Annotated in this window: 25 protein-coding genes; 10 read left to right on the forward strand and 15 right to left on the reverse strand. The window is 60.3% G+C overall.

All coding sequences use genetic code 11. The features are described from left to right. Window positions 1–11 precede the first annotated feature (11 nt). Window positions 12–2,438, reverse strand: coding sequence for a phosphoketolase family protein (locus tag AACZ26_RS12825; protein ID WP_339622140.1), 2,427 nt, complete (start codon window positions 2,436–2,438; stop codon window positions 12–14). 180 nt (window positions 2,439–2,618) lie between these two features. On the opposite strand from AACZ26_RS12825, the gene AACZ26_RS12830 reads away from it, so the two are divergent. The 3 genes from AACZ26_RS12830 (at window position 2,619) to AACZ26_RS12840 (ending at window position 4,981) form a co-directional block, all read left to right on the forward strand. Continuing rightward, window positions 2,619–3,296, forward strand: coding sequence for a DUF1294 domain-containing protein (locus tag AACZ26_RS12830; RefSeq protein WP_339622142.1), 678 nt, complete (start codon window positions 2,619–2,621; stop codon window positions 3,294–3,296). Between the two features lie 290 nt (window positions 3,297–3,586). Beyond that, the gene (locus AACZ26_RS12835) at window positions 3,587–3,949 is read left to right on the forward strand and encodes a rhodanese-like domain-containing protein (protein ID WP_339622144.1); all 363 of its coding nucleotides are present in this window, start codon (window positions 3,587–3,589) and stop codon (window positions 3,947–3,949) included. A gap of 78 nt (window positions 3,950–4,027) precedes the next feature. Next, window positions 4,028–4,981, forward strand: a complete 954-nt coding sequence (locus AACZ26_RS12840; protein WP_339622145.1) for an alpha/beta hydrolase — start codon at window positions 4,028–4,030, stop codon at window positions 4,979–4,981. Between the two features lie 27 nt (window positions 4,982–5,008). Here the strand turns inward: AACZ26_RS12840 and AACZ26_RS12845 are convergent, their stop codons facing one another. Beyond that, a complete protein-coding gene (locus tag AACZ26_RS12845; protein WP_339622146.1) occupies window positions 5,009–6,586 on the reverse strand; it encodes an FAD-dependent oxidoreductase in 1,578 nt (525 codons plus the stop codon). A gap of 108 nt (window positions 6,587–6,694) precedes the next feature. On the opposite strand from AACZ26_RS12845, the gene AACZ26_RS12850 reads away from it, so the two are divergent. Continuing rightward, window positions 6,695–7,246 (forward strand): XRE family transcriptional regulator, encoded by a 552-nt coding sequence (locus AACZ26_RS12850; protein ID WP_339622147.1) that lies wholly within the window; start codon window positions 6,695–6,697, stop codon window positions 7,244–7,246. 48 nt (window positions 7,247–7,294) lie between these two features. Here the strand turns inward: AACZ26_RS12850 and AACZ26_RS12855 are convergent, their stop codons facing one another. Beyond that, window positions 7,295–8,485, reverse strand: coding sequence for a RimK family alpha-L-glutamate ligase (locus AACZ26_RS12855; RefSeq protein WP_339622149.1), 1,191 nt, complete (start codon window positions 8,483–8,485; stop codon window positions 7,295–7,297). Between the two features lie 18 nt (window positions 8,486–8,503). On the opposite strand from AACZ26_RS12855, the gene AACZ26_RS12860 reads away from it, so the two are divergent. Next, a complete protein-coding gene (locus AACZ26_RS12860; RefSeq protein ID WP_339622150.1) occupies window positions 8,504–8,992 on the forward strand; it encodes a RimK/LysX family protein in 489 nt (162 codons plus the stop codon). A 50-nt stretch (window positions 8,993–9,042) separates the two neighbouring features. Here the strand turns inward: AACZ26_RS12860 and AACZ26_RS12865 are convergent, their stop codons facing one another. The 7 genes from AACZ26_RS12865 to AACZ26_RS12895 form a co-directional block, all read right to left on the reverse strand. Then, window positions 9,043–9,345, reverse strand: a complete 303-nt coding sequence (locus tag AACZ26_RS12865) for a hypothetical protein (protein WP_339622151.1) — start codon at window positions 9,343–9,345, stop codon at window positions 9,043–9,045. Beyond that, a complete protein-coding gene (locus AACZ26_RS12870; RefSeq protein ID WP_339622152.1) occupies window positions 9,345–10,691 on the reverse strand; it encodes a TFIIB-type zinc ribbon-containing protein in 1,347 nt (448 codons plus the stop codon). Before AACZ26_RS12870 ends, AACZ26_RS12865 begins: the two co-directional genes overlap by 1 nt. A gap of 12 nt (window positions 10,692–10,703) precedes the next feature. Further along, entirely contained in the window at window positions 10,704–11,894 is a 1,191-nt protein-coding gene (locus AACZ26_RS12875) for an SPFH domain-containing protein (RefSeq protein WP_339622153.1), read from the reverse strand. Window positions 11,895–12,098: 204 nt separating this feature from the next. Then, window positions 12,099–12,791 (reverse strand): SHOCT domain-containing protein, encoded by a 693-nt coding sequence (locus tag AACZ26_RS12880; RefSeq protein WP_339622155.1) that lies wholly within the window; start codon window positions 12,789–12,791, stop codon window positions 12,099–12,101. Window positions 12,792–12,969: 178 nt separating this feature from the next. Beyond that, window positions 12,970–13,494 carry a DUF427 domain-containing protein gene (locus AACZ26_RS12885; RefSeq protein ID WP_339622156.1) on the reverse strand — a complete coding sequence of 175 codons (525 nt, stop codon included), beginning with the start codon at window positions 13,492–13,494 and terminating at the stop codon, window positions 12,970–12,972. Between the two features lie 98 nt (window positions 13,495–13,592). Next, on the reverse strand, window positions 13,593–14,660 hold the full coding sequence (locus tag AACZ26_RS12890) for an aromatic acid exporter family protein (RefSeq protein WP_339622157.1): 1,068 nt from the start codon (window positions 14,658–14,660) through the stop codon (window positions 13,593–13,595). A gap of 97 nt (window positions 14,661–14,757) precedes the next feature. Continuing rightward, entirely contained in the window at window positions 14,758–15,435 is a 678-nt protein-coding gene (locus tag AACZ26_RS12895) for a response regulator transcription factor (protein ID WP_339622159.1), read from the reverse strand. A gap of 170 nt (window positions 15,436–15,605) precedes the next feature. Here AACZ26_RS12895 and AACZ26_RS12900 point away from each other — a divergent pair, with 170 nt between their 5' ends. The 3 genes from AACZ26_RS12900 to AACZ26_RS12910 all read left to right on the forward strand — a co-directional run bounded on the left by AACZ26_RS12900 (window position 15,606) and on the right by AACZ26_RS12910 (window position 16,987). Next, the gene (locus AACZ26_RS12900; RefSeq protein ID WP_339622160.1) at window positions 15,606–15,779 is read left to right on the forward strand and encodes a CsbD family protein; all 174 of its coding nucleotides are present in this window, start codon (window positions 15,606–15,608) and stop codon (window positions 15,777–15,779) included. A gap of 51 nt (window positions 15,780–15,830) precedes the next feature. Continuing rightward, on the forward strand, window positions 15,831–15,992 hold the full coding sequence (locus AACZ26_RS12905) for a hypothetical protein (protein WP_339622161.1): 162 nt from the start codon (window positions 15,831–15,833) through the stop codon (window positions 15,990–15,992). A gap of 218 nt (window positions 15,993–16,210) precedes the next feature. After that, the gene (locus tag AACZ26_RS12910; RefSeq protein WP_339622162.1) at window positions 16,211–16,987 is read left to right on the forward strand and encodes a GIY-YIG nuclease family protein; all 777 of its coding nucleotides are present in this window, start codon (window positions 16,211–16,213) and stop codon (window positions 16,985–16,987) included. On the opposite strand, the gene AACZ26_RS12915 is transcribed toward AACZ26_RS12910, so the two are convergent. Genes AACZ26_RS12915 through AACZ26_RS12925 form a run of 3 tightly spaced genes read right to left on the reverse strand, consistent with a single transcriptional unit; the run spans window position 16,968 to window position 18,750 of the window. After that, window positions 16,968–17,684 (reverse strand): spermidine synthase, encoded by a 717-nt coding sequence (locus AACZ26_RS12915; protein WP_339622163.1) that lies wholly within the window; start codon window positions 17,682–17,684, stop codon window positions 16,968–16,970. The genes AACZ26_RS12910 and AACZ26_RS12915 overlap by 20 nt on opposite strands. A gap of 53 nt (window positions 17,685–17,737) precedes the next feature. Then, window positions 17,738–18,115, reverse strand: a complete 378-nt coding sequence (locus AACZ26_RS12920; RefSeq protein ID WP_339622164.1) for a BlaI/MecI/CopY family transcriptional regulator — start codon at window positions 18,113–18,115, stop codon at window positions 17,738–17,740. Between the two features lie 14 nt (window positions 18,116–18,129). After that, window positions 18,130–18,750, reverse strand: a complete 621-nt coding sequence (locus tag AACZ26_RS12925; RefSeq protein ID WP_339622165.1) for a hypothetical protein — start codon at window positions 18,748–18,750, stop codon at window positions 18,130–18,132. A gap of 81 nt (window positions 18,751–18,831) precedes the next feature. Between AACZ26_RS12925 and AACZ26_RS12930 the strand changes: the two genes are divergently transcribed. Continuing rightward, entirely contained in the window at window positions 18,832–19,578 is a 747-nt protein-coding gene (locus tag AACZ26_RS12930; RefSeq protein WP_339622166.1) for a thioredoxin domain-containing protein, read from the forward strand. A gap of 3 nt (window positions 19,579–19,581) precedes the next feature. Continuing rightward, on the forward strand, window positions 19,582–20,457 hold the full coding sequence (locus AACZ26_RS12935) for a cytochrome c biogenesis CcdA family protein (RefSeq protein WP_339622168.1): 876 nt from the start codon (window positions 19,582–19,584) through the stop codon (window positions 20,455–20,457). On the opposite strand, the gene AACZ26_RS12940 is transcribed toward AACZ26_RS12935, so the two are convergent. Then, window positions 20,387–20,854, reverse strand: coding sequence for a hypothetical protein (locus AACZ26_RS12940; protein ID WP_339622170.1), 468 nt, complete (start codon window positions 20,852–20,854; stop codon window positions 20,387–20,389). The genes AACZ26_RS12935 and AACZ26_RS12940 overlap by 71 nt on opposite strands. Window positions 20,855–20,905: 51 nt before the next feature. After that, window positions 20,906–21,469: a DUF4395 domain-containing protein gene (locus AACZ26_RS12945; protein WP_339622171.1), complete on the reverse strand. Its 564-nt coding sequence runs from the start codon at window positions 21,467–21,469 to the stop codon at window positions 20,906–20,908. Window positions 21,470–21,502: the final 33 nt, after the last annotated feature.

The raw sequence follows: 21,502 nt of genomic DNA on the forward strand, positions 1-21,502 counted from the left end.
CTTTCGGGCGGCTAGCGCGCCACATTCCATTTCCAGTCGGCAACGGCGGGCATGTCTTCGCCATGTTCTCGCGTGTACTGGGTGGCCTGCAATCGAGTGTCGTGCATCTCTTGCCAGAACGCGGCATGTCTCGACGTCAAGCCGGGCACGCGTTCGAGCACGTCGATTACGAGGTGGTACCGATCGAGGTCGTTGAGCATCACCATGTCGAACGGCGTCGTGGTCGTGCCCTCATCTTTGTACCCGCGAACGTGGAGTTGAGCGTGCCCTGCTCTCTTATATGTGAGGCGATGAATCAACCACGGGTAACCATGGTGGGCAAAGATCACAGGCTTGTCTGTCGTGAAGATCGCGTCGTATTCGGCGTCGCTCAACCCGTGAGGATGTTCAGACTCGCTGTGCAGGCGCATCAGGTCGATGACGTTGACCACTCGCACTCGCAACTCAGGGATGCGCTCCCGCAAGATTTGCGCCGCAGCCAGCACTTCAAGGGTGGGAACATCGCCTGCACACGCGAGCACGACATCCGGCTCCTGACCGACCACTTCGGTGCCTGCCCAGTCAAAAATCCCGATCCCTCGCGTGCAATGTTCGATCGCTGCGGGCATGTCTAGCCAGTTATTCTCAGGGTGCTTCCCAGCGATCACCACATTGATTTTGTTGACCGAGCGAAGGCAATGATCGTACGTCGCGATCAAGGTGTTGGCGTCACAGGGCAAATAAGCGCGAACGACATCGGGCTTCTTGTTCATGACTAAGTCGAGAAAGCCAGGATCTTGATGCGATGCACCGTTGTGATCTTGACGCCACACGTGAGAACTCAGCAAGTAATTCAGCGATGACACGGGGCGACGCCACGGAATGTCAGTCGCGCCCTCGAGCCACTTGGCGTGCTGATTGAACATCGAGTCGACGATGTGGATGAACGCCTCGTAAGAGTTGAATACTCCGTGACGCCCAGTGAGAAGGTAGCCCTCAAGCCAGCCTTGGCACTGGTGCTCACTCAGCATCTCCATGACGCGACCGGCGCGCGCAAGATGATTATCGGAATCGATCGACATATATTCGGCGTCCCACTGCTTGTCGGTGACATCGAGCACGGCGCTCAATCGATTGGATGCCGTCACATCGGCACCAAAGATCCGAAAGTTCTCTGGGTTGTCCCGCACCACATCGCGAAGCCACTCCCCCAGCGCCCCCGTTGCAGAACTGCTTGTTTCGCCGGGATTGGGCACGTCAACCGCATAGTCCCGAAAGTCGGGCAGTCTGAGCGGGGTGCGCAGCAGCCCACCGTTAGCGACAGGGTTTGCGCTCATCCGGCGGTCTCCGTGCGGCGCGAGCGCCGTCGTCAATTCGCGAGGCGCACCACTCTCGTCGAAGAGTTCCTCGGGTCGGTACGACGCCATCCAGTCGTGGAGCTGTTGCAGATGTTCTTCGGTGTCCTGCACGCTCGCGAGCGGAACCTGGTGCGAACGCCAGTTGTTCTCGACAGGATGCCCGTCAACCACTTTGGGCCCAGTCCAGCCTTTGGGCGTGCGAAGAATCAGCATCGGCCACGCCGGACGCTCCTCGAGTGTTCCTGCGGCAGCATCCGCCTTAATACGCGCTATGTGGTCAACAATGTCGTCGAGGGTCGCGGCCATGCGCTCGTGGACAGCGCGAGGGTCTTCGCCGTCGAAGCCACCGGAAACCACGTAGGGCGTGTGACCGTAGCCGCGCATCAGGTCGCAGAGCTGCTCTTCAGGGATGCGGGCCAGCACTGTGGGGTTAGCAATTTTGTACCCGTTGAGATGCAGAATCGGCAGCACCACGCCATCACGTTGCGGATCGATGAACTTGTTGGAATGCCAGCTCGTGGCGAGTGGCCCCGTCTCGGCCTCGCCATCGCCGACGACGGCAGCGACAAGCAGCTGGGGGTTATCGAAGGCGGCACCGTAGGCATGAGAGAGCGCGTATCCGAGCTCTCCACCCTCATGAATCGACCCTGGTGTTTCGGGGGCAGCATGGCTGGGGATTCCGCCCGGGAACGAAAACTGTCTGAAGAGCTTGCGGATGCCGTCAGCACTGCCATCGATGTCGGGATACGTTTCGCTGTACGCGCCATCGAGATAGGCGCTGGCCACTACGGCGGGACCACCGTGCCCCGGGCCCGCAACGAAAATGGTGTCGGTGTCGCGTTCCCGGATAATGCGATTCAAGTGAGCCCACACGAAGTTGAGGCCGGGCGTTGTGCCCCAGTGCCCTAAGAGCCGTGGCTTGGTGTGCTCGCGGCGAAGGGGCTCACGCAGCAACGGGTTGTCGAGCAAATAGATCTGGCCGACTGCAAGGTAATTTGCTGCGCGCCACCACGCATCGAGTTGATCGAGCGTCTGAGCAGTGATCTCACCGGCGCGCGGGAGGCACCACGATCGGCGGGAGTCGGAGCGTTGAATAGGCACGAGATTCTCTCTTTCTTCACACTGGTGCGGTTTGAGGTCATCCGTTCAATCACGCCCCCACGAGAGCGCAGGGACGCACCGCCAGTTTAGGAGTCGAACTCCACTAGTGCGCCAGAATTCCGCGAGACTGTGGGTATGCCGATAGCCCGGGTACGTGGGGCAGCAAGTTACTCTCAGTACATGGTTTCCAGACGCTCACGACGCGAAGGCGCCTTAGCTTCGTGGAACGACGAGCGTGGTTTTGGATTCATCGAGGTCGACGGCGCCGTCGATGCCGATAGCTCTGATGCAGCAAGCGAGCGGGTCTTTGCTCACATTTCGGCCTTCCCGCCGCGCGATAGCCGTCCCACTCCCGGCGAGCGCATCAGCTTCAGTGTCGAGCGCACGAGTGAAGGAAAAATTCGCGCCCGCAACATCCGCTACCTTTCTGCCTCTGGTCGCCCGATTCACTCGCGACGACGTCGAGCGGGCACGATGAGCTACGTGGTGCTGGCCACTTTCGCTGTCGCTATTGGCATTGTCACGGCCATCGGTGCCCTGCCTTGGCTTTTCGCGGCACTGTACTTGGTCGTGAGCCTCATCACCTACGCTTCCTACGCCGCAGACAAGAAAGCTGCCCAGACCAAGCAGTGGCGCGTGACGGAAAGCGCTCTTCTCGGTCTTGGCCTGTTCGGCGGGTGGCCGGGAGCGCTTGTTGCCCAACAGCGGCTGCGGCACAAAACCCAGAAGCCGGTATTTCGGCAAGCATTCTGGGGCACCGTCGTGCTCAACATTCTCGTGTTCGCGATTCTCACGACGGCGCTGCGCCAACCGGTACTCGAGCTCATGCGGCTGATTCTCGATTCCATCACGCCGTAGATCCGCAGGGCAGAGCGCGCATGCACTCCGATACCCCATGGGGTATAGTCTTTAGATACCCCCTAGGGTATTTTTGAAGTCCACTGATCAGAGGAAGAACCTATGTGTCGTGCCGTCACGTGCAACGTATGCCAGAAGACGACGTGGGCCGGATGTGGCGAACACATCCAGTCCGTAAAGAGCCGAGTTCCCGCGTCACAGTGGTGCAACGGCAAGCATTCCGCGTCCCAAATCGCGCAAGCACAATCAAGCCGAGGCAACTTCTTCGCGCGACTCTTCGGACGTTGAGCATGAAACGCTCACTACTCGCTCTCGCCGCTTCGCTTCTCCTCGCGACCTCGCTCGCCGGATGCGCGCCAGCGAGCGAACCCATCGAACTCAGCGCCGACACGATCCTCATCGACGTTCGCACGCCAGGAGAATACGATGCAGGCCACCTCGATGGCGCCATTCTCCTCGACCTCAGTGGTGGACAGTTTGCAGCAGCGCTTCCCACCCTCGATGCCGACGCCGAGTATGCCGTCTACTGCAAATCGGGCAACCGTTCCGGTCAGGCAGTCGCGCTGATGGAGAATGCCGGCTTCGACAATGTCATCGACCTTGGTTCCATCGGGAACGCGACAGCCTCAACACAAATCGAGATCGTTCAGTAGCCCTCGAACCCCTGCCGCGAGCGTTGCCTTCTTGGCCGCAACGCCAATCGATGAGGGGCGCAGCTCCGAACCACTGAGGTGAACACCACACCCGCCTCCAGCACGAAGTACAGTGCCGACAACCAGTTCGATCGCGCTACAGCTGGCTTGTCACGCGTCGTTGTTTCCACGAGACTTGGCGATGTGGTTGCCTACGTCAACCCCAACGCCGCCGCGCACTCCGACACCGCGACTCTCCTCCTGCACGGCGCTGCTGGTTCGTGGACAACCTGGCTCCCCCTCATCCGCGCATCCCATCGGATAGGCAGCCCACTTCAGAACATTGTTGCTCTCGACCTACCCGGCTGGGGTGAAAGCGGCAGCATCCCCGACGGCGCCACCGTCGAAGACATGGCGGATTCCGTTGCCCACGTCGCCACAACCCTCGGCTTCACTCGATGGAACGTGTTCGGTCACTCGCTCGGCGGACACCTCGGACTCACGATCGCCTCCAGACACCCCGACCAGACCGCGAGCGTCACCGCTATCTCGGCAACCGGCCCGGCAGCGCTGTCGGTGCTGCGGCATCCGGTTCGCAATTTCGGCGCACTGCCGCTGCTCGCGGGGATGCTGGGAGCGATGCACTTTCTGCGCGCACTCGGCAAGGGAGGAACTGCCCTCGTTCGTGGCCTTCATCGCCTACGCCTGCTCGACCCCCTCAGTTCACCGCTCTTCGCCGACACGCGCGCGCTCGATTACTCGGTTTTCAACTCCCTTGCCGTTGAAATTCGACCGTCGTCTTTCGTGCGAGCAGCGAAGGCGGCAGGACGGTACGACGAAACGCGGTGGGCGAGCATCCAGTGCCCCGTCACACTCGTGCGCGGCGAACATGATGTCTTCGTGAGCGCTTCGGATACGACCTGGTTCGACGAGGTCATTCCTCACGCCACCCAGCAAGTCTCGTGGGGCGCTGGACACTTCGCCCACATTGAATCGTTCGTCGCTGCATCAACAGCGCGTCCCGGGCGTCGCCGAACCCATCTTGCCGCCTAGCAGGCTGTGCTCCGCAGAGACTCGCCTCTAGTTGCGTCGCACGAGCACCACTGAGTCCTCTACCGTGAACGACTCATCGCTGGATCGTGTGACCTGACGCGGACGCAACTCACACAGCACGACGGTCCACTCAGCGGGGTTCAAGTCGAGCATCTCAAGTTCCTGCTCCGGCGTGGGATGATCTGGCTGCTGCAAGTCAGGCTCACAACTGGAATGCTCAGTCGCTCTTTGGGAAACAGGAGAATGCGCTGTGACAAGCAGGTGTCCACCGATCGCAACCATGCTCGCTGCCTTCCTCAAGATATCTGTCCTCGCAAGTTCGACCGGCGATTGCAAGAAACTCGCAGTCACAAGGTCGAATGTGTCAACGCAGTCGAAGTCAGAGAGGTCTGCGACCTTAAATTGGAGGCGATCATGCGAAAATCCCAGTTGGGCCGCCGCTTCTCGCGCGCGCGCAATCGCCGTGAGCGAGATATCTAAACCTATGGTCGCCCAGCCACGTTGTGCAAGCCACAGCGCATCTCCGCCTTCACCGCTGCCGAGATCGAGCGCAGTTCTGGCGTGCGTGGTCGCGTCCTCTAGATCAGGAACCACATCGGCGAGTACAGCATTGACGCGCCCCGACCACACACGGGCCTCGCCCGAGTATCTCGTCTCCCAAAAGGCTGCGGGCGATTGACTTCGTTCTGCTATGTCGAAGTCTTCACCGATCAGGGCGCCGTTGACAGCTGCACCGGTCATCGCGCCCGCCCCGATTGACATGGGCACCGTGAGCATTGGGTTCACCACGTTGCCCACAGCCCAAATACGGTCGTGGCTGGTCTTTCCCGCTGCATCCACTGCCAGAAAGCTGCTGCCAACAACGTCTGCGCGTTCGAGGTCTAAATGCTCAAGAAAGGCATCATGAGGATGCGGCGCTCCAGCAGTCAGGATCGCGTCGAGTGCCCAATGTTCGCCATCAACTGTGCGCACTCCAGTCAGCTGACCCCGCTGCGCCAGCACTTCTGCCACCGGCGAGTCAACGAGTTTCACGCCGCGGGCGCGGAATCGGTTGCGCGCTTCCTCCGACAGCTCGCCGAGCCCTGCCGTGAAGACCGTGATGTCGTCGCTCCACTGACGCGCAAGAAATGCCTGATGCGTTCCGAGAGCGGAGGTGGGAACCACACCAAGCCGCTTGTCGCTCACTTCCCAACCGTGGCAATACGGACAGTGCAACACGGCTGTGCCCCAGTGTTCGGCCAGCCCTGGAATTGAGGGAAGCACATCCGTAATACCCGTCGCGACGATGAGAGCGCGAGCGGCGAGAGTCGTTGCATCGCTGAGTGTGACTCGTATGCCATCTGCTTCGTCGTCGACGCGCTCCACACGCCCGTGAGCGACTTCACCACCATAAAGCGCGAGCTCACGCTCACCCCGGTCGCGCAACTCTCGTGGCGTTGCTCCCTCATTGCCCAGAACGCCGTGCATGTGATCAGCGAATCGATTACGGGGCTCCCCCGCATCAATTACGAGGGTGCGGCGACGCGCACGGCCAAGAAGTAAAGCTGCGCTCAGCCCAGCCGGCCCAGCGCCGATGACGATGACATCCCATTGATTCTGTTTCATAGCAGCAGTCTGCGGAACACTGTATGATTTTAGCAATCTAGTTTGCAGTATTGGCAAATATGCACTCGTGGCGGCACTGCCGTGACGGGCGTTGAGAAAGGATGCGGTGTGCCCGAAGAACTCGACCAAGTTGGTCCGCGGCTCCGTGCCGCCCGCAGAGACCGCGGTTTGACGCTCGAAGAAACCGCACGCAGCGCGAACATGTCGCTGAGCACGCTCTCGCGGCTTGAATCAGGCAAACGTCAGGCGTCTCTAGAGCTTCTCGTTCCGCTGACACGGCTATTGGGCATCCGAATCGATGATTTGCTCCAGCCCGAAGTGCGCGACCCGCGAGTGCGTCGCACCGCTGTTACACGCCACGGAATCACAATCGCCCCCCTTGCCCCCGATAGCTCGGCAATTCAAACCTACAAAATCACCTACCCGCCGATGGACACCCTCCCCGAATTGCGAGTGCATGACGGCTTCGAGTGGGTCTACGTGCTCACCGGCAAACTGCGACTGCGTTTAGGCGAGCAAGATCTCGTGCTCACCCGTGGCGAGGCTGCCGAGTTCGACACCCGTGTGCCCCATTCCCTCAGCGCGGCAGGCTCGGCGCCCGCCCAAGTGCTCAGCATCTTCAATAGCGAGGGCGAACGGATGCACACCCACCTGTCATGAGCGTACGCACCTCGTCATTCGCTGATTCGCGCGCGATCGGGGTCAGTCTTAGTCTTCAGCAACGGGCTCAGGCGGCAGCTTGCGCACTTTCGCGCGACGGCGACGACGTGCCGGAATCATCGCGCGCATCTCTTCGAGCTTGCCAAAGCACAAGAGACGATCGTTGGACTCGAGCACGGTACTGCGCCGCGGGTTGGGCACGACGGCGGAACCGCGGTGCAGAGTCAACACGGTGATATCTTTCTCGCCGAGTCCAGATTCTCCGAGCTGCTTGCCGACAAAATCCGCGTCGCTTCCGACAACAATTTCGGCAACGCCATAGCCCGTTGACACGCTGAGACGCTGGCGAACATCGATCTCGGGGAACGCGACCTGATTGGCGATGTAGTCAATGATCGCGCCCGCGACATCCAACTCTGTTGCTCGCTCGATGCCTTCGAGACCTGGCGAAGAGTTGACCTCCATAACGAGAGGGCCGTCTTTACCTTCGAGCATGTCGACGCCGGCAACCCGCAAGCCCATGATCTGTGCGGCCTTCACGGCAGCACGGTGATACTCGGGCGAAAGCTCGACAGCTTCAACGTTGCCACCGCGGTGCACGTTCGAGCGGAACTCATCCCCCACAGCCACCCGGCGCATCGCCGCAACTACGCGGTCGCCAACAACGAGAGCGCGGATGTCGCGGCCCTTACTTTCCGAAATGAAACTCTGAATCAACACGTTCTGTTTCGTCGAATGCAGTGTCTCGATGATCGCTTTCGCGACCTGAGTGTCCGGAGCAAGAATTACTCCGATTCCCTGCGTGCCTTCGAGCAACTTAATGACGACAGGTGCGCCGCCGACGCGCTCAATGGCCATCTCCACGTCTGCCCGGTTGTGCACAAAAGTAGTCGCGGGCATAGCGATGTCGTGGCGCGACAAGATCTGGGTTGCCCGGAGTTTGTCGCGCGAGTTCGTGATTCCGCTCGAGGTGTTCGGGGTGTAGACATCCATTTGCTCAAACTGGCGCACAACGGCGGTGCCGAAGTAAGTAATGGAGTTTCCAATGCGCGGAAGGATCGCGTCGTAGTCCGAAAGCAGCTTGCCGCGATATTGGAGGTCAGGTTCATCGCCGGTGAGATCAATAGCGAACCGAAGCGTATTGAGAACTTTGACGGTATGGCCGCGCTGCTCAGCAGCCGCGCGAAGTCGCTGCGTGGAATATGCATGCGGCGCACGGGAGAGGATAGCGAGTTTCATGGGGCGACCTGTCAAGATATGGGGGTGATAGAACCTACCCATTCAAACACGGTCGCGGGCTGGCGTGAGTGGGTTGCCCTGCCCGAACTCGGCGTTTCGTGGATTAAGGCCAAACTCGACACTGGCGCGCACAGTTCTGCCATCCACGCGACGAAAATTGAAGAATTCGTCGGAGCTGACGAAACCGACTGGGTGAGGTTTACGGTCGTGCCGTGGCAGAAATCCGGTGACGACGCCACTATCGTGGAACGACAGATTCACGATCGTCGCGCCGTGCGCAGTTCCTCCGGTCACAGCGAAGACCGCATCGTTGTTCTTCTACACGTTGAGCTCTTTGGGCAGACCGTCACAGCCGAAACGACTCTCACCGACCGCAGCGATATGGGGTTCCGGATGCTCATCGGCCGCGAAGCGCTCAGCCAGGGGTTCCTCATTGACTCAAGCGCGTCGTTCCTCGGCGGTCGAGCTCCACGAGCCGTCCGTCGCCGCAACCAGGGGCGCGACTAAAACCGCTCGTCACTCGACTGACTCGGAAGCCGCCAGCGCCGCCAGCGCTGCTAGAAGAACTTCCTCAGAGCCCCGTGAACCTTGGTGCTATTCGCTCCTGACATCCGAGAGTTCGTCAGTCCCTTCTTTGACGCGACAAAGACGTCTTGCTCTTCAAGGTTGAGGAGAACGGCTTCGGTTTCAGCTTCATGACGATGACGTTTATCGACGTTGCGGTATCGCAGGTAGATCACGGTGTAGAAAGCAAAACCCGAGAGCAAGAAAACGAGCCCCAGTCCCCCGGAGTCATCATCGGATGATCCTGCCGCGAAGATCTCGGTGCCCGCGGCAACCATCAGCGTGTAGTTGATCATCACACTCCCACCGCCACTAAAACCAGTCCAATCACGGTGCCAAATAGCTGAACGATTCCCGACACCAGCAGCAGCTTGCCTTGGTGCACAGGAACACTGCCCATTGTTTCCCCCGTGCGCCCATTGACCGCAACGTAGTGCAGGAACGTCTTGCCGCCCGACTTCTTCTGCTGGTAGCTGTAAAGCCAGACCGGCAAATAGGCCGATACCCAGCGCTGCCCACGCACATCGACTTCTTCTGAGTCCCAACGAACTCCGCGGTCGTAAAACTTGAGAGTGTCGTTCACACGATGACGAGTGACATCCGCCGCTTGAGTGTGGGCAATGGGAGTCAGTTGGTCGAGGTTGCTGTCTCGACGTTCTGAGGTAAACCCCGACAGGTAGTTCGAGTCGTAGCGAACCGAGTTCTCGATGTCGAACGGCATGATCGTATTGATGATGTTGTTCGAGTTCTTTGAGGTGTCCTGGTCAAGACGGTCGCTCGATGACTCAACGGTGAGGTCGTTGACGTGGATGTCGAATTCGCGCATCACGCTATACCGATCAGCGTCGTATCTTCTCTGGTCGTTGTCGCCGACTTTCACCGTGTAGGAGCGAGTTTGGTGTTCGCCTTGACCCGTGAAGCGGCCATGCGCGTTAATGTCCACGACCATATAGGGCAGATAGACCCCCATAACGTTGCTGGCGTTGAACTCTCGCCTGAACTCCGGGTGGGCGAAGAACTTGCGCTTGCCGACAAACTTCGCGATGCGCTCGACGGCTGACGCCTTCTCAATCGTGAACGGCAGGATCATGTCGGGGACAGCACCGTTATCCACTTGCTGGTTCATCGACAAAGTGTTTCGACACCAATGGCAACGCGCTTGCGTGCTGTTGTTGGTATCAATGACAACCTCTGCGCCACACGCACTGCACTTGAAAGTGAGCACTTCCTCGACCGAAGGGATGATGTCACTGGATCCGGAACCCACAACAATTCCCGAAAGCTTGCCAATGTCACCGTTGAGGTCGAAGGCTTCCAGCGCATTCTCCGCGGTCCACTCGAAGCGGCAAAAACCACAGCGGAGGTTTCCGCTGGCAACGTTGAGCGAAATCTCCGTTGAACCGCAACGGGCGCACTTCGTGAGGCCGTCTTCAGCTCCCTCATCGGTCCGGACGATGCGGGGAGTATCGCCACCAGCATCCTCCTGCGCTACCGGTGCGCTGCCGCCAGCGTCAACGGACGCTGGCGGTGTTGGAGGCGCTTCTGCCGCTGCAGGAGGAGCAACCTCCGCTGCGGAGGGAGCAGCCTCCGGCACCGGAGCCGCGTGGCCAGTGTGTGGACTGTCTGCGTTGAGGTTGTCCATTGCCACGACCTACTACAACCCGAGGACTTTAGCCTTGGCCGCCTCGTAATCAGCTTCGCTAATCAAGCCCTGGTCGAGCATCGACTTGAACTTTTGCAGTTTCTCCATGGGATCTTCCTCCGCGGGGGCCGCAGCTGCCGCAGCAGGCGCTGGGGCAGCATTGGGCTGCTGGAACCCAGCCGCGGCACCACCAGCAGCGTTCATACCCATGCCGAGGAACGCCATTCCTGCGCCGCCTCCGCCGCCACCCTCGTTCGATCCGGCGGCTTCGAAACCGCGGGCTGCCGCTTGCTGCATGAACGAGTTTCCGCGGGCACCACCGAGGGCATCCGCCTTCTTCACATCGCTGAGCAGCGCGCGAGTGTCTTCGTCATATTCGATTGACTGAAGCGCGACTTTTTCGATCGTGAGACCGCGGTCAGTCGTCCACTGGTAGCCGTCGTCGACTGCCGCGCTGAGCGACTGAGCAAAACCAACGGCGTCGCCCTGAATGCGCGCCATACGGTTCCCCTTGCTGGGGTCGTTCGTGTAATAGGAGAACGCAGAAGCAAGCGACCCGACGACCTCGTTAAAGAGCTGACTAGCTGCATCGTTGTCGAGATCAGAGAAATCGAACACCTTGGCGTCACTGTTGAGGTAGGTAAGGGGAACGAAGTTCTTGACCAGCAGGATGGGGTCAACAATCTTGAGCGTGTAGCTACCGCGAGTGATGGCTCCCACTTGAGTTCCGAGGTAGGCGTCATCCCAGTAGATTTCTGACTGGGTACCAAACTTGTTGTTCGGGATCTCCTTGAGATTTACGTAGAACGCCAACTGCTGTGATCCAGGCTGGCCACCAAACTTGAAGCGTTCCCACGAGGTCTTCACCGTCGAGCTGATAATGCCGTCGCCGGCGAAGAAAGACTCGGCGTTCTGGTCTTCTGACGTGAAGATGAAACCGCCAGGCTCGCCGACGAATCCGGTGAGCTGGCCATCTTGGAACGTGACCAACCCGTAGCCCTCAGGCACGACGATACGGCTACCGTTCGTGATGATGTTCTCAGAAGCCTTGGTGTTGGAACCACGACCGGCATTTGTTCCCTGCGCAACTGCGGGGAAGATTGCTGCCGTCGGGGCCAAGTGGGTCGGCGGGGTCAAAAAGTCTTTCCACTGATCTGCGAATGTACCGCCGATTGCTCCTGCGAAAGCTTTAATGAAACCCATTTATTTTCCCCATCGAGTCGTTGTTCAGGTCAACTGCTGTTCGAGCGCTCGGCAAGTGTTGAGTTCAACACCGCAGAAGTCAGCACATCAGCGGGTGACGATCACACAGCATCCTAGCCACAAAGCAGCGCGCTATGTCAGGAGTTAGACCAGAGACCGCGCACCGACATCCTGGCGGAGATGCAGTCGGCACGGTGCTGGCGACTAGATCCCGAGAGCCTTCGCCTTCGCCGAAGCGAACTCAACGTCGCCGAGAATGCCTGCCTCGTGCAATTCCGCAAGCTTCTCAATCTGCGAGAACGAGTCGAATGCCGTCACGGGGCCGAGCAGCTTATCTTTCGCCGCCTGAAACTCGTCGTCAGTGATCGTGCGGGTGTACTGCAAATTCTGCAGCTTCAGAAGGGCCTTGGCCGTTTCGGGGTCAGCGATCGCATTGATTTGAGCGCTTGCCGCTGATTCGCCACTGGCCGGCGCCGCTTCGGGGCGCGGTTTTACTAGGCTCCACATGTTTGCCGCGAAGCCAGCGATATTTGCGTCTCGCCTCTTTGCCTTCGCTTCTTTTCGCTCTTGAGCCAGTCGCGCTTCAACTTCTTGAGTAGACGGGCCCTTTCCCCGCAGGAAATAGACGGCAACTACGGCCGCTACGAGCGGAATTAGCACCGCGGCAACGATGTAGCCTCCCTGTCCGGTCTCTGAATACGCTCCGATTCCAAGGGGAAGCCAGCCGACACCCATCCAAATCGCAATGATCGCTGCTACTCCGGATTTGGACGAGGCCGCAAACGGCTTACGGCGCGGTCGCACATCACCGGTCCATCTCGACCCCTCCCAATATCTCGTTCCACCAGTCGCGGGATCGGGGTACCAGCCTGGGGCGATGGGAACCGCGTCGCTCATTGTCACTCTTCTCGGTAGCGGCGCCCGGAGAAGTCACGTTCGCGCAGCAGCAAAGCCGGCGTGAGCCTCATCACTGTCGCGCTCTGGCGGAGCACCTTTCTGCACACTCTAGGGGATGCGAGAGGCCGTGCGGATCGGGCGCGCAGTAACCCTCGCAGAGAAGCAGCGCCGGTGTGAGCTACCAGCCCATCGTGCCCGGCGGGCCCTTGAACGGACCAACGATGTTGGTGGTGATCCAGCCGCCGTAGAAGTCGCCGACTTGAGACGTCACACGCTCGCCATCGATTTCGCACGAATCCATCTGCCCCGGATAGAGCGCAATGCGGGGGCCCAATGCGTCGAATCCTCGAGCGGGCTCGGGATAGTTCCATGCCGCACGGGCGGCCACGGCTCCCCCACCGAGCACGTCAAAGTAGTGGGCTTCTCCTTTGAACTCACAGAAACTTGTCCCTTCCACCGGTCGAAGTGCGCCGTCGACGAACGCCTCAATCGGGAGGTAGTAGACAGGGGGATGACTCGTCTCGAGCACGCGGACGGCACCACTGGTATCGGCGATCACTTCCCCACCGAGCCGCACTACTACGCGCTCGGAACGCGACTCCACTCGAGGAGGTCGCGGGTAGTCCCACACAGATTCTTGCCCGGCTTTGGGCGTGATGGGCTTCGGGCGGGGCAACGAACGCGGAAAACCTGCGGGAGTCATGGCTTCATCCTTCCCTCCGACGCTGGGATGCTGCTGCAAGCACTGGGCTGCTCCTGCACGCGGTGGGTGCGCAGATCATCGTAGAGCCCACCTCCGTACTATTCCGCAGCCTCCGCATTGAGCGCTTGAGCATGTTCGATTCGTTCGTTGAGCGCCGCCAGAATGCGCGCAAGATCCATCGAGATCGCGGCAGAGGCGCCCATCGTCGTTGCCGACGCAGTGTCTTTGCGGTCGTCGATTTCCGCAGTGAGCGCAGCAAGGGCATCGGTCGCGGCCGAGTGGGAAGCACTTCGTGCGTCTTCGGAATTCCAGTCGCGAAGCACTGCGGCGGTGGCCGCCAGAGCCTCGCTCAGTGCGGGCCGCAGTTCGGGTCTCAACTGCACTTTAATGGGGGTTCCCCACACTGCTCCCGTCAACACATCGGTGATGTCCCGCACGTGGAAGGTCACATTCTCGAGCGCAGCAAGCTCATCGTAATCCGCTTTCACATCTCGGCGGTAGCGGCGGGCACGGGGGTTTGCTTTGCGACTTTCGTCAGCGAGGAGCACTGCTTCGCGCACCTGGCGCGAGACTGCCACGAGCGAGTCTTTGGCAGAGGCCCAGCCGTCACGTTCTGGCGGCCAACTTTCGGCGAGAGCCTCCGCGATGTCAGCGAGGTGATCGGCAAGCACACGACGGAAATTCGAGAGTTGTTGATCGACCGCGTTGTGGGTGAGCGCCGGAAAAATTAGCAGGTTGACCAGTAGGCCGACGACAATGCCTAGGGTGGCCTGCTCGAGGTAGCCGAGCGAATAGTCGTCAGCATCCGGTCCACCGATGATCAGCACAAAAAGTACCGTGACGGGAATGTATTCACGGTTGGCACCAAACCAGCCCGTAGCGGCGATGAGGGCCCCGAGGCCGACTGCCAGCGACATTGTGAGAACGCTAGGCGAACTAAAGATGATGACGGCACCGGCCAAGGCGATTGCAACGGCGAGGCTTCCGAGCGTTTGGGCAGCGTTTTTCATTGACCCCATGAGCGTGGGGTACATCGCCACGATTGCACCGAGGGGTGCGTAGTAGGGATAGTTATCGGCGACGCCAGGAAGGTAGGGTGCAAGCATCCAGGCTATGGCGACGGCGAGGCCGGTCTTGGCGGCCTGCATGATGCGGGTTCTCGTCACGCCGGACCTCAACCACCTGGCTGTTGCCGTGACCGGCTTTACACGGTCTTTCATTGGGCGCATTCTGTCGTCTGCGATCCTGAGCGCTTGGCTTGTTTCACGCATTAACCGCGATCTCGGCTGTTCCCGGCGAAGGCTCCGGATGCTCGACCCTCACGCGATCGGGCCTAAAGCCGTGCTCGATGCCCCACAGCACCGCGTTGGTGCGGCTTGTCACTCCAATCGCTCGGTAGCAACTGCGAATGTAGGTCTTGATGGAGTTAATCGAGAGGTGCGTGCGTTCGGCTATTTCCAAGTTCGACAGGCCCTGCGTGATGAGGGCAAGCACTTCTGCTTCGCGTTCGGTAAGGCCCTCTTCGCGGCCAGGCCAGTCGCCGGCCACAACGGGGCGAGCGTTCAGGCCGAGGTGGACCGGTTCGCTCTTCGCGTGGATTGCCTCGAGCGCTGCCACGAGCTTGGCTGCGGGCAACCCTTTCGAGACGTAGCCGTCGGCGCCATTGCGCAGAACCGCGGTGACATGCGCCGGGTCGAGGTTCCACGAGTACACCACGACCGAACCAACCGATGAGTTTTCGGCAAGCTGATGCACTGCCGCGCTGTCGCCTTGAGTGCCAGCGAACGTGTCGTAAAGCGCAATGTCGACATGCTCGTCGACTTGCTTATTAAGGTCGAGTTCCACCACGCGGATGCGGTTGGTGTACGAGCGCAGCATCCCCACGACGCCACTCGCGACGACTTCGTAATCGTTGACGAGAGCAACGCGCAGAGGATTCATGTCTCAACGATAAGTCCCTGCGTGGGACCGTGGGGGAAAGTTCACCCCTAGGGGTGAAGTCCCGCAGCGTGCATCCAGAATATTCTCAGCCTGTGGCGTGCCGGCCGCTCTACGCCAGCGCTGGCAGGCACGCCACGCCACCCAACTCCCCCACACGATTAGGAACTCACATGAGCGCATCAGACAAGTTTGACAACGCTGCCGAAGACGTCACGGGCAAGGCTAAAGAGGCAGCCGGAAAAGCTACCGACAACGAAGAACTTGAAGCTGAGGGTCGAGCCGATCAGGCCAAGGCAGACCTGAAGACGGCCGGCGAGAACGTCAAGGACGCACTCTCAGAATAGCCTCCAGAGCTTCTGGAACACTCCCCCTACTCTCGTCCCGAAAGGCACACTATGAACACCCTCCTCATCATTGTCGCGATCATCGCCGTCATCCTGCTCCTCACGGGCGGACTGGTTCAGTCTCTGAACTTCCTCCTCTGGGTCGGAGTCGTCCTCGCAGTGCTCGCAGTCATCGTCTTCCTCGCTCGCAAACTGACCGGTGGACGCGTCTAACCGCAGCATTTTGTAGAGCCAGCAGGAGCAGCTCATCGCGACCTCCCCAGAACGCGATGAACTGAACGAGTGGCGCTCAACCTACGGGTTGGGCGCCACTTTTCGTGTTGTCATGAAGGCCTAGCTGCGTTGCGCGACTGGAATTGGTGACGTGTCGCGATGACAGTCGCAGCCGATAGCCTCGTGAGCACCTGCACACTTGAGGAAGCTGGGAAATTATGGAGTTCACGGTAAACGGCACTGAGTTTTCACTGTCTCCAGATGAGGTTCGAAGAAAGTCAAAGAACCACGCTCCCGCAAAGTTGCACCAGTACACCGTCACTATCGATTCGCAGGTTTGGCCCGTCAAACAGGCCTTCAGCATTGCAACTGGACTCTCTCATAGCCAGTTTCAATCACAGACTGCGCGGCGACAATTGAAGCGACTCGGCTTCGCGATCGATCACGACGAACGAGCGGAGCTAACTTCCCCCGTCACGCGATCGACTTCGCCAAGTGCGATCACATTCGATGCGGATCAATTGGTCGAGTCCGACACTGTCACCGCCGCTCTACAATTCACGTGGCTTTCAGCGGGCCAATTGTCGTTGGACGACAACCTCAGACCTCAGTTTCCTGCGCTCCCCAGCCAACCAGGGCTTTACAGATTCACGTTCGTCGGCGGTGAGGGCGTCCGACGAAATGAGGTCTACATCGGGGAGTCGAAGAACCTCCGTAGGCGTGTGTCGCAATACCGCAATGCGGCCAGCGAAAAGAGCACACAGCGCACAAGCCGACGGCTTCATAAGCAGATAGTTCGTCACTTGGAAGCCTCTGGCCACATTGAGTTCTCAATTGCGACCGAAGTCTTACTAGGCGTGGATGAAGAAGCAATCGACCTTGTCCGCGCTTCAGCCCGTCGAGTTGCCGAAAATGCTGCTGTGCTCTTGGCACAGTTGAACCCGATGAACGATGTGCTGAACATCGATGTAGACCCTACTGCTGACGAACAGTAGCGCCCCGCGTCCCGACGTACACCGTGTTGGACGACACCCCGCCCGTTAGAGCATTGTCAAAGTCGACGACATGGGCCGTTGGATTCTCGAAGACTTGCCCGAGGCTCTCCATAAACTCGTCGTCGGCCGGGTCATCTGACCAGAGCGCAAAAACGCCGCCGTCGGTGAGGTGCGCCCGCACACGCCGAAGACCGTCGACGGTATAGAGGTCGGCGTGGCTGGGATCGAGCTGGTGGCGGGGCGAGTGGTCGACATCCAAAAGAATCACGTCGTACGGTTCTGTCGGCGCGGCTCGCATGACGGCGAAGAAGTCGGCGTGCGTGAGCGTGGTGCGGCTGTCACCCGTGAGCTCCGCGGATGCCGGGAGCAGGCCACGCTTGTGCCAGTCGATAACCGTGGGCAGGGCGTCGATCACTTCGAGCGACGCGACCCGCGAATCCGCGAGGGCGGCGACCGCGGTGTAGCCGAGGCCGAGACCGCCGTTGACGACGCGCAGCTTCTCGCCCGTGGCGGCAGCAAGCCCGAGGTCGGAGAGCGCAATTTCGGCGACGGTGAAGAGGCTCGACATAAGGTATTCCTCGCCGAGCTTCACCTCGTAGACATCAACCTCAAGCATGGGTTCACGTCGACGCCGCAGCGTGAGTTCCCCCATCGGGGTCTCTTGAAAGTCGAGCTCTTCGATGCGGGAGATAGCCATGGGTTGAGCCTACGTGCTGTCAAGCGACTCGCCCGATGCTCATCGAGCAGTAGTTAGTAGCTCGTGCTTCGCGCTTCGGCGTGGGCCGTGTTGCGCAGCAGCTCGCGCTCGTGCGGCTCAAGAGTCGCGACGAAGTGCAGAATCGCGGTCGCACGATCACGACTTGTCGCGAGGGCAATTTCCATCAGTCGTGCCGCATGCTGTTCTCTCGTGCACCGTGCCGAGTAGGTCACAGAGCGACCGTCGCGCTCAGAGATGACGAGCTCCTTGCGATCGAGGTTTGCGAGCACGGTTGCGATCGTCGTGTAGGCATGCCGAGAGCCCAGCGCCGTGATCACTTCGCGAATAGTGCAAGGCCCCGAATCCCAGAGCGCGTCCATCACATGCTGCTCAAGCGTTCCGAGCGGTAACGGTCGGCAGGGTGCATCCACTAGCGGCTGCTCACTCATGCGGTCGCCAGGTCGCGCTGGGCAGGCTGGGCGGGCACCGGGCACGCAACCTGTCCTCGGAGCCGCCAGACCATCGCGACCGCTGAGAGCACGAGGGCGCCCACCGCGAGAAAGGGTTGCACGGGCGCAAACCACGTGAGGGCTCCCGAGTAGCCGAGCGCAAGCAGTGCGATCTTGTTGCACACGGGGCAACCGACTGCGAACCAGGCCAGCATGCTGCCGGCGAGGGCGAACCGGCTCGTACGGCGTTCCTCTTGATCACCGGATGCCTGCACGGGGCCGTCGGCAGCGGCATCCACATCAGTAGCTTGGGTGGGTTGTGTGCGCGACGCGGCTGCCTGCGTGCTGTGGCCGGACGGGCGAACGTAAGTAGCGATCAGCACGCCAGTCATGGCTGAGGTGATGATCCACACGGGATAGTTCCACCAGACGGGCGGGATGTCGCGCGAGAAAATACTGTTCGGAATGAGAACCGTGGCGATTCCGATGACAAGACCCACGAGAATCGTCGCCCCGGCAGCGGCCAGAATCTGTCGAGCATTCCACGTCGTGAGCGCTTGCCCCGCGAAGACTAGAGACTCTTTCGAGGCCTGAGCCCAGCGACGAATTCTATTCATAGTAACTATGATGCCCGTTTCATTACTATCCCGCATAGTCGACTAGGTTTAGAAGTTGGTGTCACGCCGAGAGGAACATGAATGAGCGACCACGCAAACCCCACCGAAACGAAACCACGTCGAAAGCGGGGGTGGCTTGTTCCGATCGGCATCATTGTGATCGCGGGCCTCCTTTTGGCCAACGTGCTCCTGCAGCTGCGACCGGACCAGCCCGCAGCAGCTCCCGCCAACGAGTCAGCGGAGAGTAGCGCAGCGCCCACAGAAGCGCCCGATCTCACGGTCTACGAGTATCGTGACGCAAACGATGTTCACGCTGCCGGCCCCGTCGACGCTCCCGTCGGGCTCATCGTTTTCTCGGACTACCAATGCCAATTCTGCGCAAAGTGGACCACTCAGACACTGCCCGTCATGCTGGAATTCGCCGAAGCCGGCGATCTACGCATCGAGTGGCGCGACATCAACATGTATGGCGAGGCCTCCGATCGCGCCGCTCGTGCCGCCCACGCTGCTGGACTCCAGTCCAAGTTCTGGGAGTTCCACACCGCCCTCTATCCAGACGGGAACCACCGCACAGAGGCCGAACTCAGCCAAGAGGCGCTTGTGGCAACCGCAGCCGAGCTCGGGCTCGATGCTGAACAATTTGTGGCCGACATGAATTCTCCTGCTGTGGCACAGCTGATCGCTACCCGCGCTGCTGAAGCGCAACAGCTCGGTGTTACCGGCACCCCTTCGTTCCTCCTCAACGGGCTACCCATTGTTGGCGCGCAACCGACCGACATGTTTGTCAACGCCATTGAGACGGCGCTCGACACAGCCCAGAAAGGCTAAGCCGTGCAGATCGGGCTACTGACCGCGTTCCTTGGCGGGATGCTTGCGCTGCTGAGCCCCTGCAGCGCACTGCTGTTGCCTGCCTTCTTCGCTTCCACGGTGGGTACCAAGCTTCAGCTGCTCGTGCACGGCGGGGTCTTCTATCTCGGCCTCGCCCTCACCCTCGTGCCCTTCGGTTTGGGTCTGGGCGCACTCGGATCATTCTTCATTAGCGAACGTGGCCTCATCATTGCGATCACGGCAGTCGTGCTCGTAGTGCTTGGTGTCGCCCAGATCTTCGGATTCGGGTTCGATCTATCCCGCCTCCTTCCGGGCGCCACAAAGCTGCAGGAGTCGGCATCCGCGCGCACGGGTCTGCTTCGCACTCTGCTCCTTGGCGCTCTGGGTGGCGTCGCAGGGTTCTGCGCCGGACCAATTCTGGGCGCAATTCTCACTCTTGCTTTCGGCCAGACCAACCTCTGGAACGCGAGTGCGCTGCTCGCTGTTTACGGCCTCGGCATGGTCGTGCCGTTAGTGGTTATCGCGGCACTGTGGCAAAAATTGAGCGTTCGAGGTCGCGGTGTGCTGCGTGGCCGCACATTCAGCGTGCTCGGTCGCGAATTTCACAGCACGTCGGTCATCACCGGGGTTCTCATCGTCGCCGTTGGTGCCCTCTTCTGGTTCACGAACGGTCTCGTCAGTCTGCCGAGTCTCATCCCGACCGATGTGTTGGTGTGGTTCCAGGAGCGCGGAAGCGTGCTCTCGAACCCCCTCATCGACGTGGTCGCGATCATTGCGGTTGCCGCGATCGCTCTCACCGTGTGGGGTGTCAGTCGTCGACGGAACGACTCGACGCAACCGCAGGAATCAATTGACGAGCAGTCACAACCACAAAAATGATCAGCAGCACAAAGATGGTTCCGTCAGCGGCGATGTAGAAGTAGTGCCACAGTGAGCCGGCAGATTCGTGACCAGCTAGGAGTGCATCCGTTCTCGCATTGAGCGGCGGGCGGATGACGAAAATCTCGGTCAACAGTGTCACCCAAAGCCCCGCAAGGAGTCCCCATTGCAATCGCCGGGCGCGCGGACGCAGCATCGCGACCGTGAGAATCACGAGGAGCGCCAACGCCGTGAGGTTCATGGCGAAGAACACGAGTCGACCGATTCCGAGCCCCAGTTCGAGAGTGATTCCGGGGGCGCGAAACTTCAGCGGAGTTTCTAAAAACGAGATCGCGATGATCAGCCCCAGCCAGACTGCCGGAATGATCAAGCGGAGGGCGATGCTCGTGCGCTGCATGTTTCCAACTTACCGCTGGCATCCGCTCGCCAGCCACGACTTAGGTGACACCTACGACGCAGAGCGCCCGCGCCCCACCAGTCCGGCACGCACGAGCAGCACGTAGAGCTGGCAGCCGAGGCAGTAATCGAACACCGAGTTCAGGAACGCCGCGATGAACGCCATCCCTGCAAAAATTATGAGGGCGTAGGGAACGGCGGCGAGGTGTAGCGCGAGGCCGATCACCGCGATGAGGAGGCCGATGCCCTGCGCAAACGTGGGTGGGCGCGGGTCTTCGAGGTGGCTCGGTGCGCTCAATCGGGGGCGAATGGCCGCCTTGAAGAAGAGACCGTAGGGGTGACGGTGCACACCAGCAAACGCGCCCCACGCGAAGAGCGCGGCGATAACCGCGAACAGGATGAAGGCGGGCTGGCTGGCGCGGTCGGCGATCGAGGCCGGGAGCGCCGCTGCGGAATCCAATCCCAGCCCGATCACGGTGAGCAAGAGCACAGCGGTGATGCCTGCGCCGAAACGAGGCCCGCGAGGGTCGATTCCGGGCTGGCCAAGTTTGGCGGCGAGTGCTGCCTTGGATGCAGGGAGCTGGCTCGCAGGGGTCGCGTTGTTCTGGTTCGTCATGGGTCTCTCGCTGTGTTGTCTCGGGTGTGCTGT

Origin of the sequence: uncultured Salinibacterium sp. (assembly GCF_963974405.1) — a bacterium.
Lineage (GTDB): Bacteria > Actinomycetota > Actinomycetes > Actinomycetales > Microbacteriaceae > Rhodoglobus.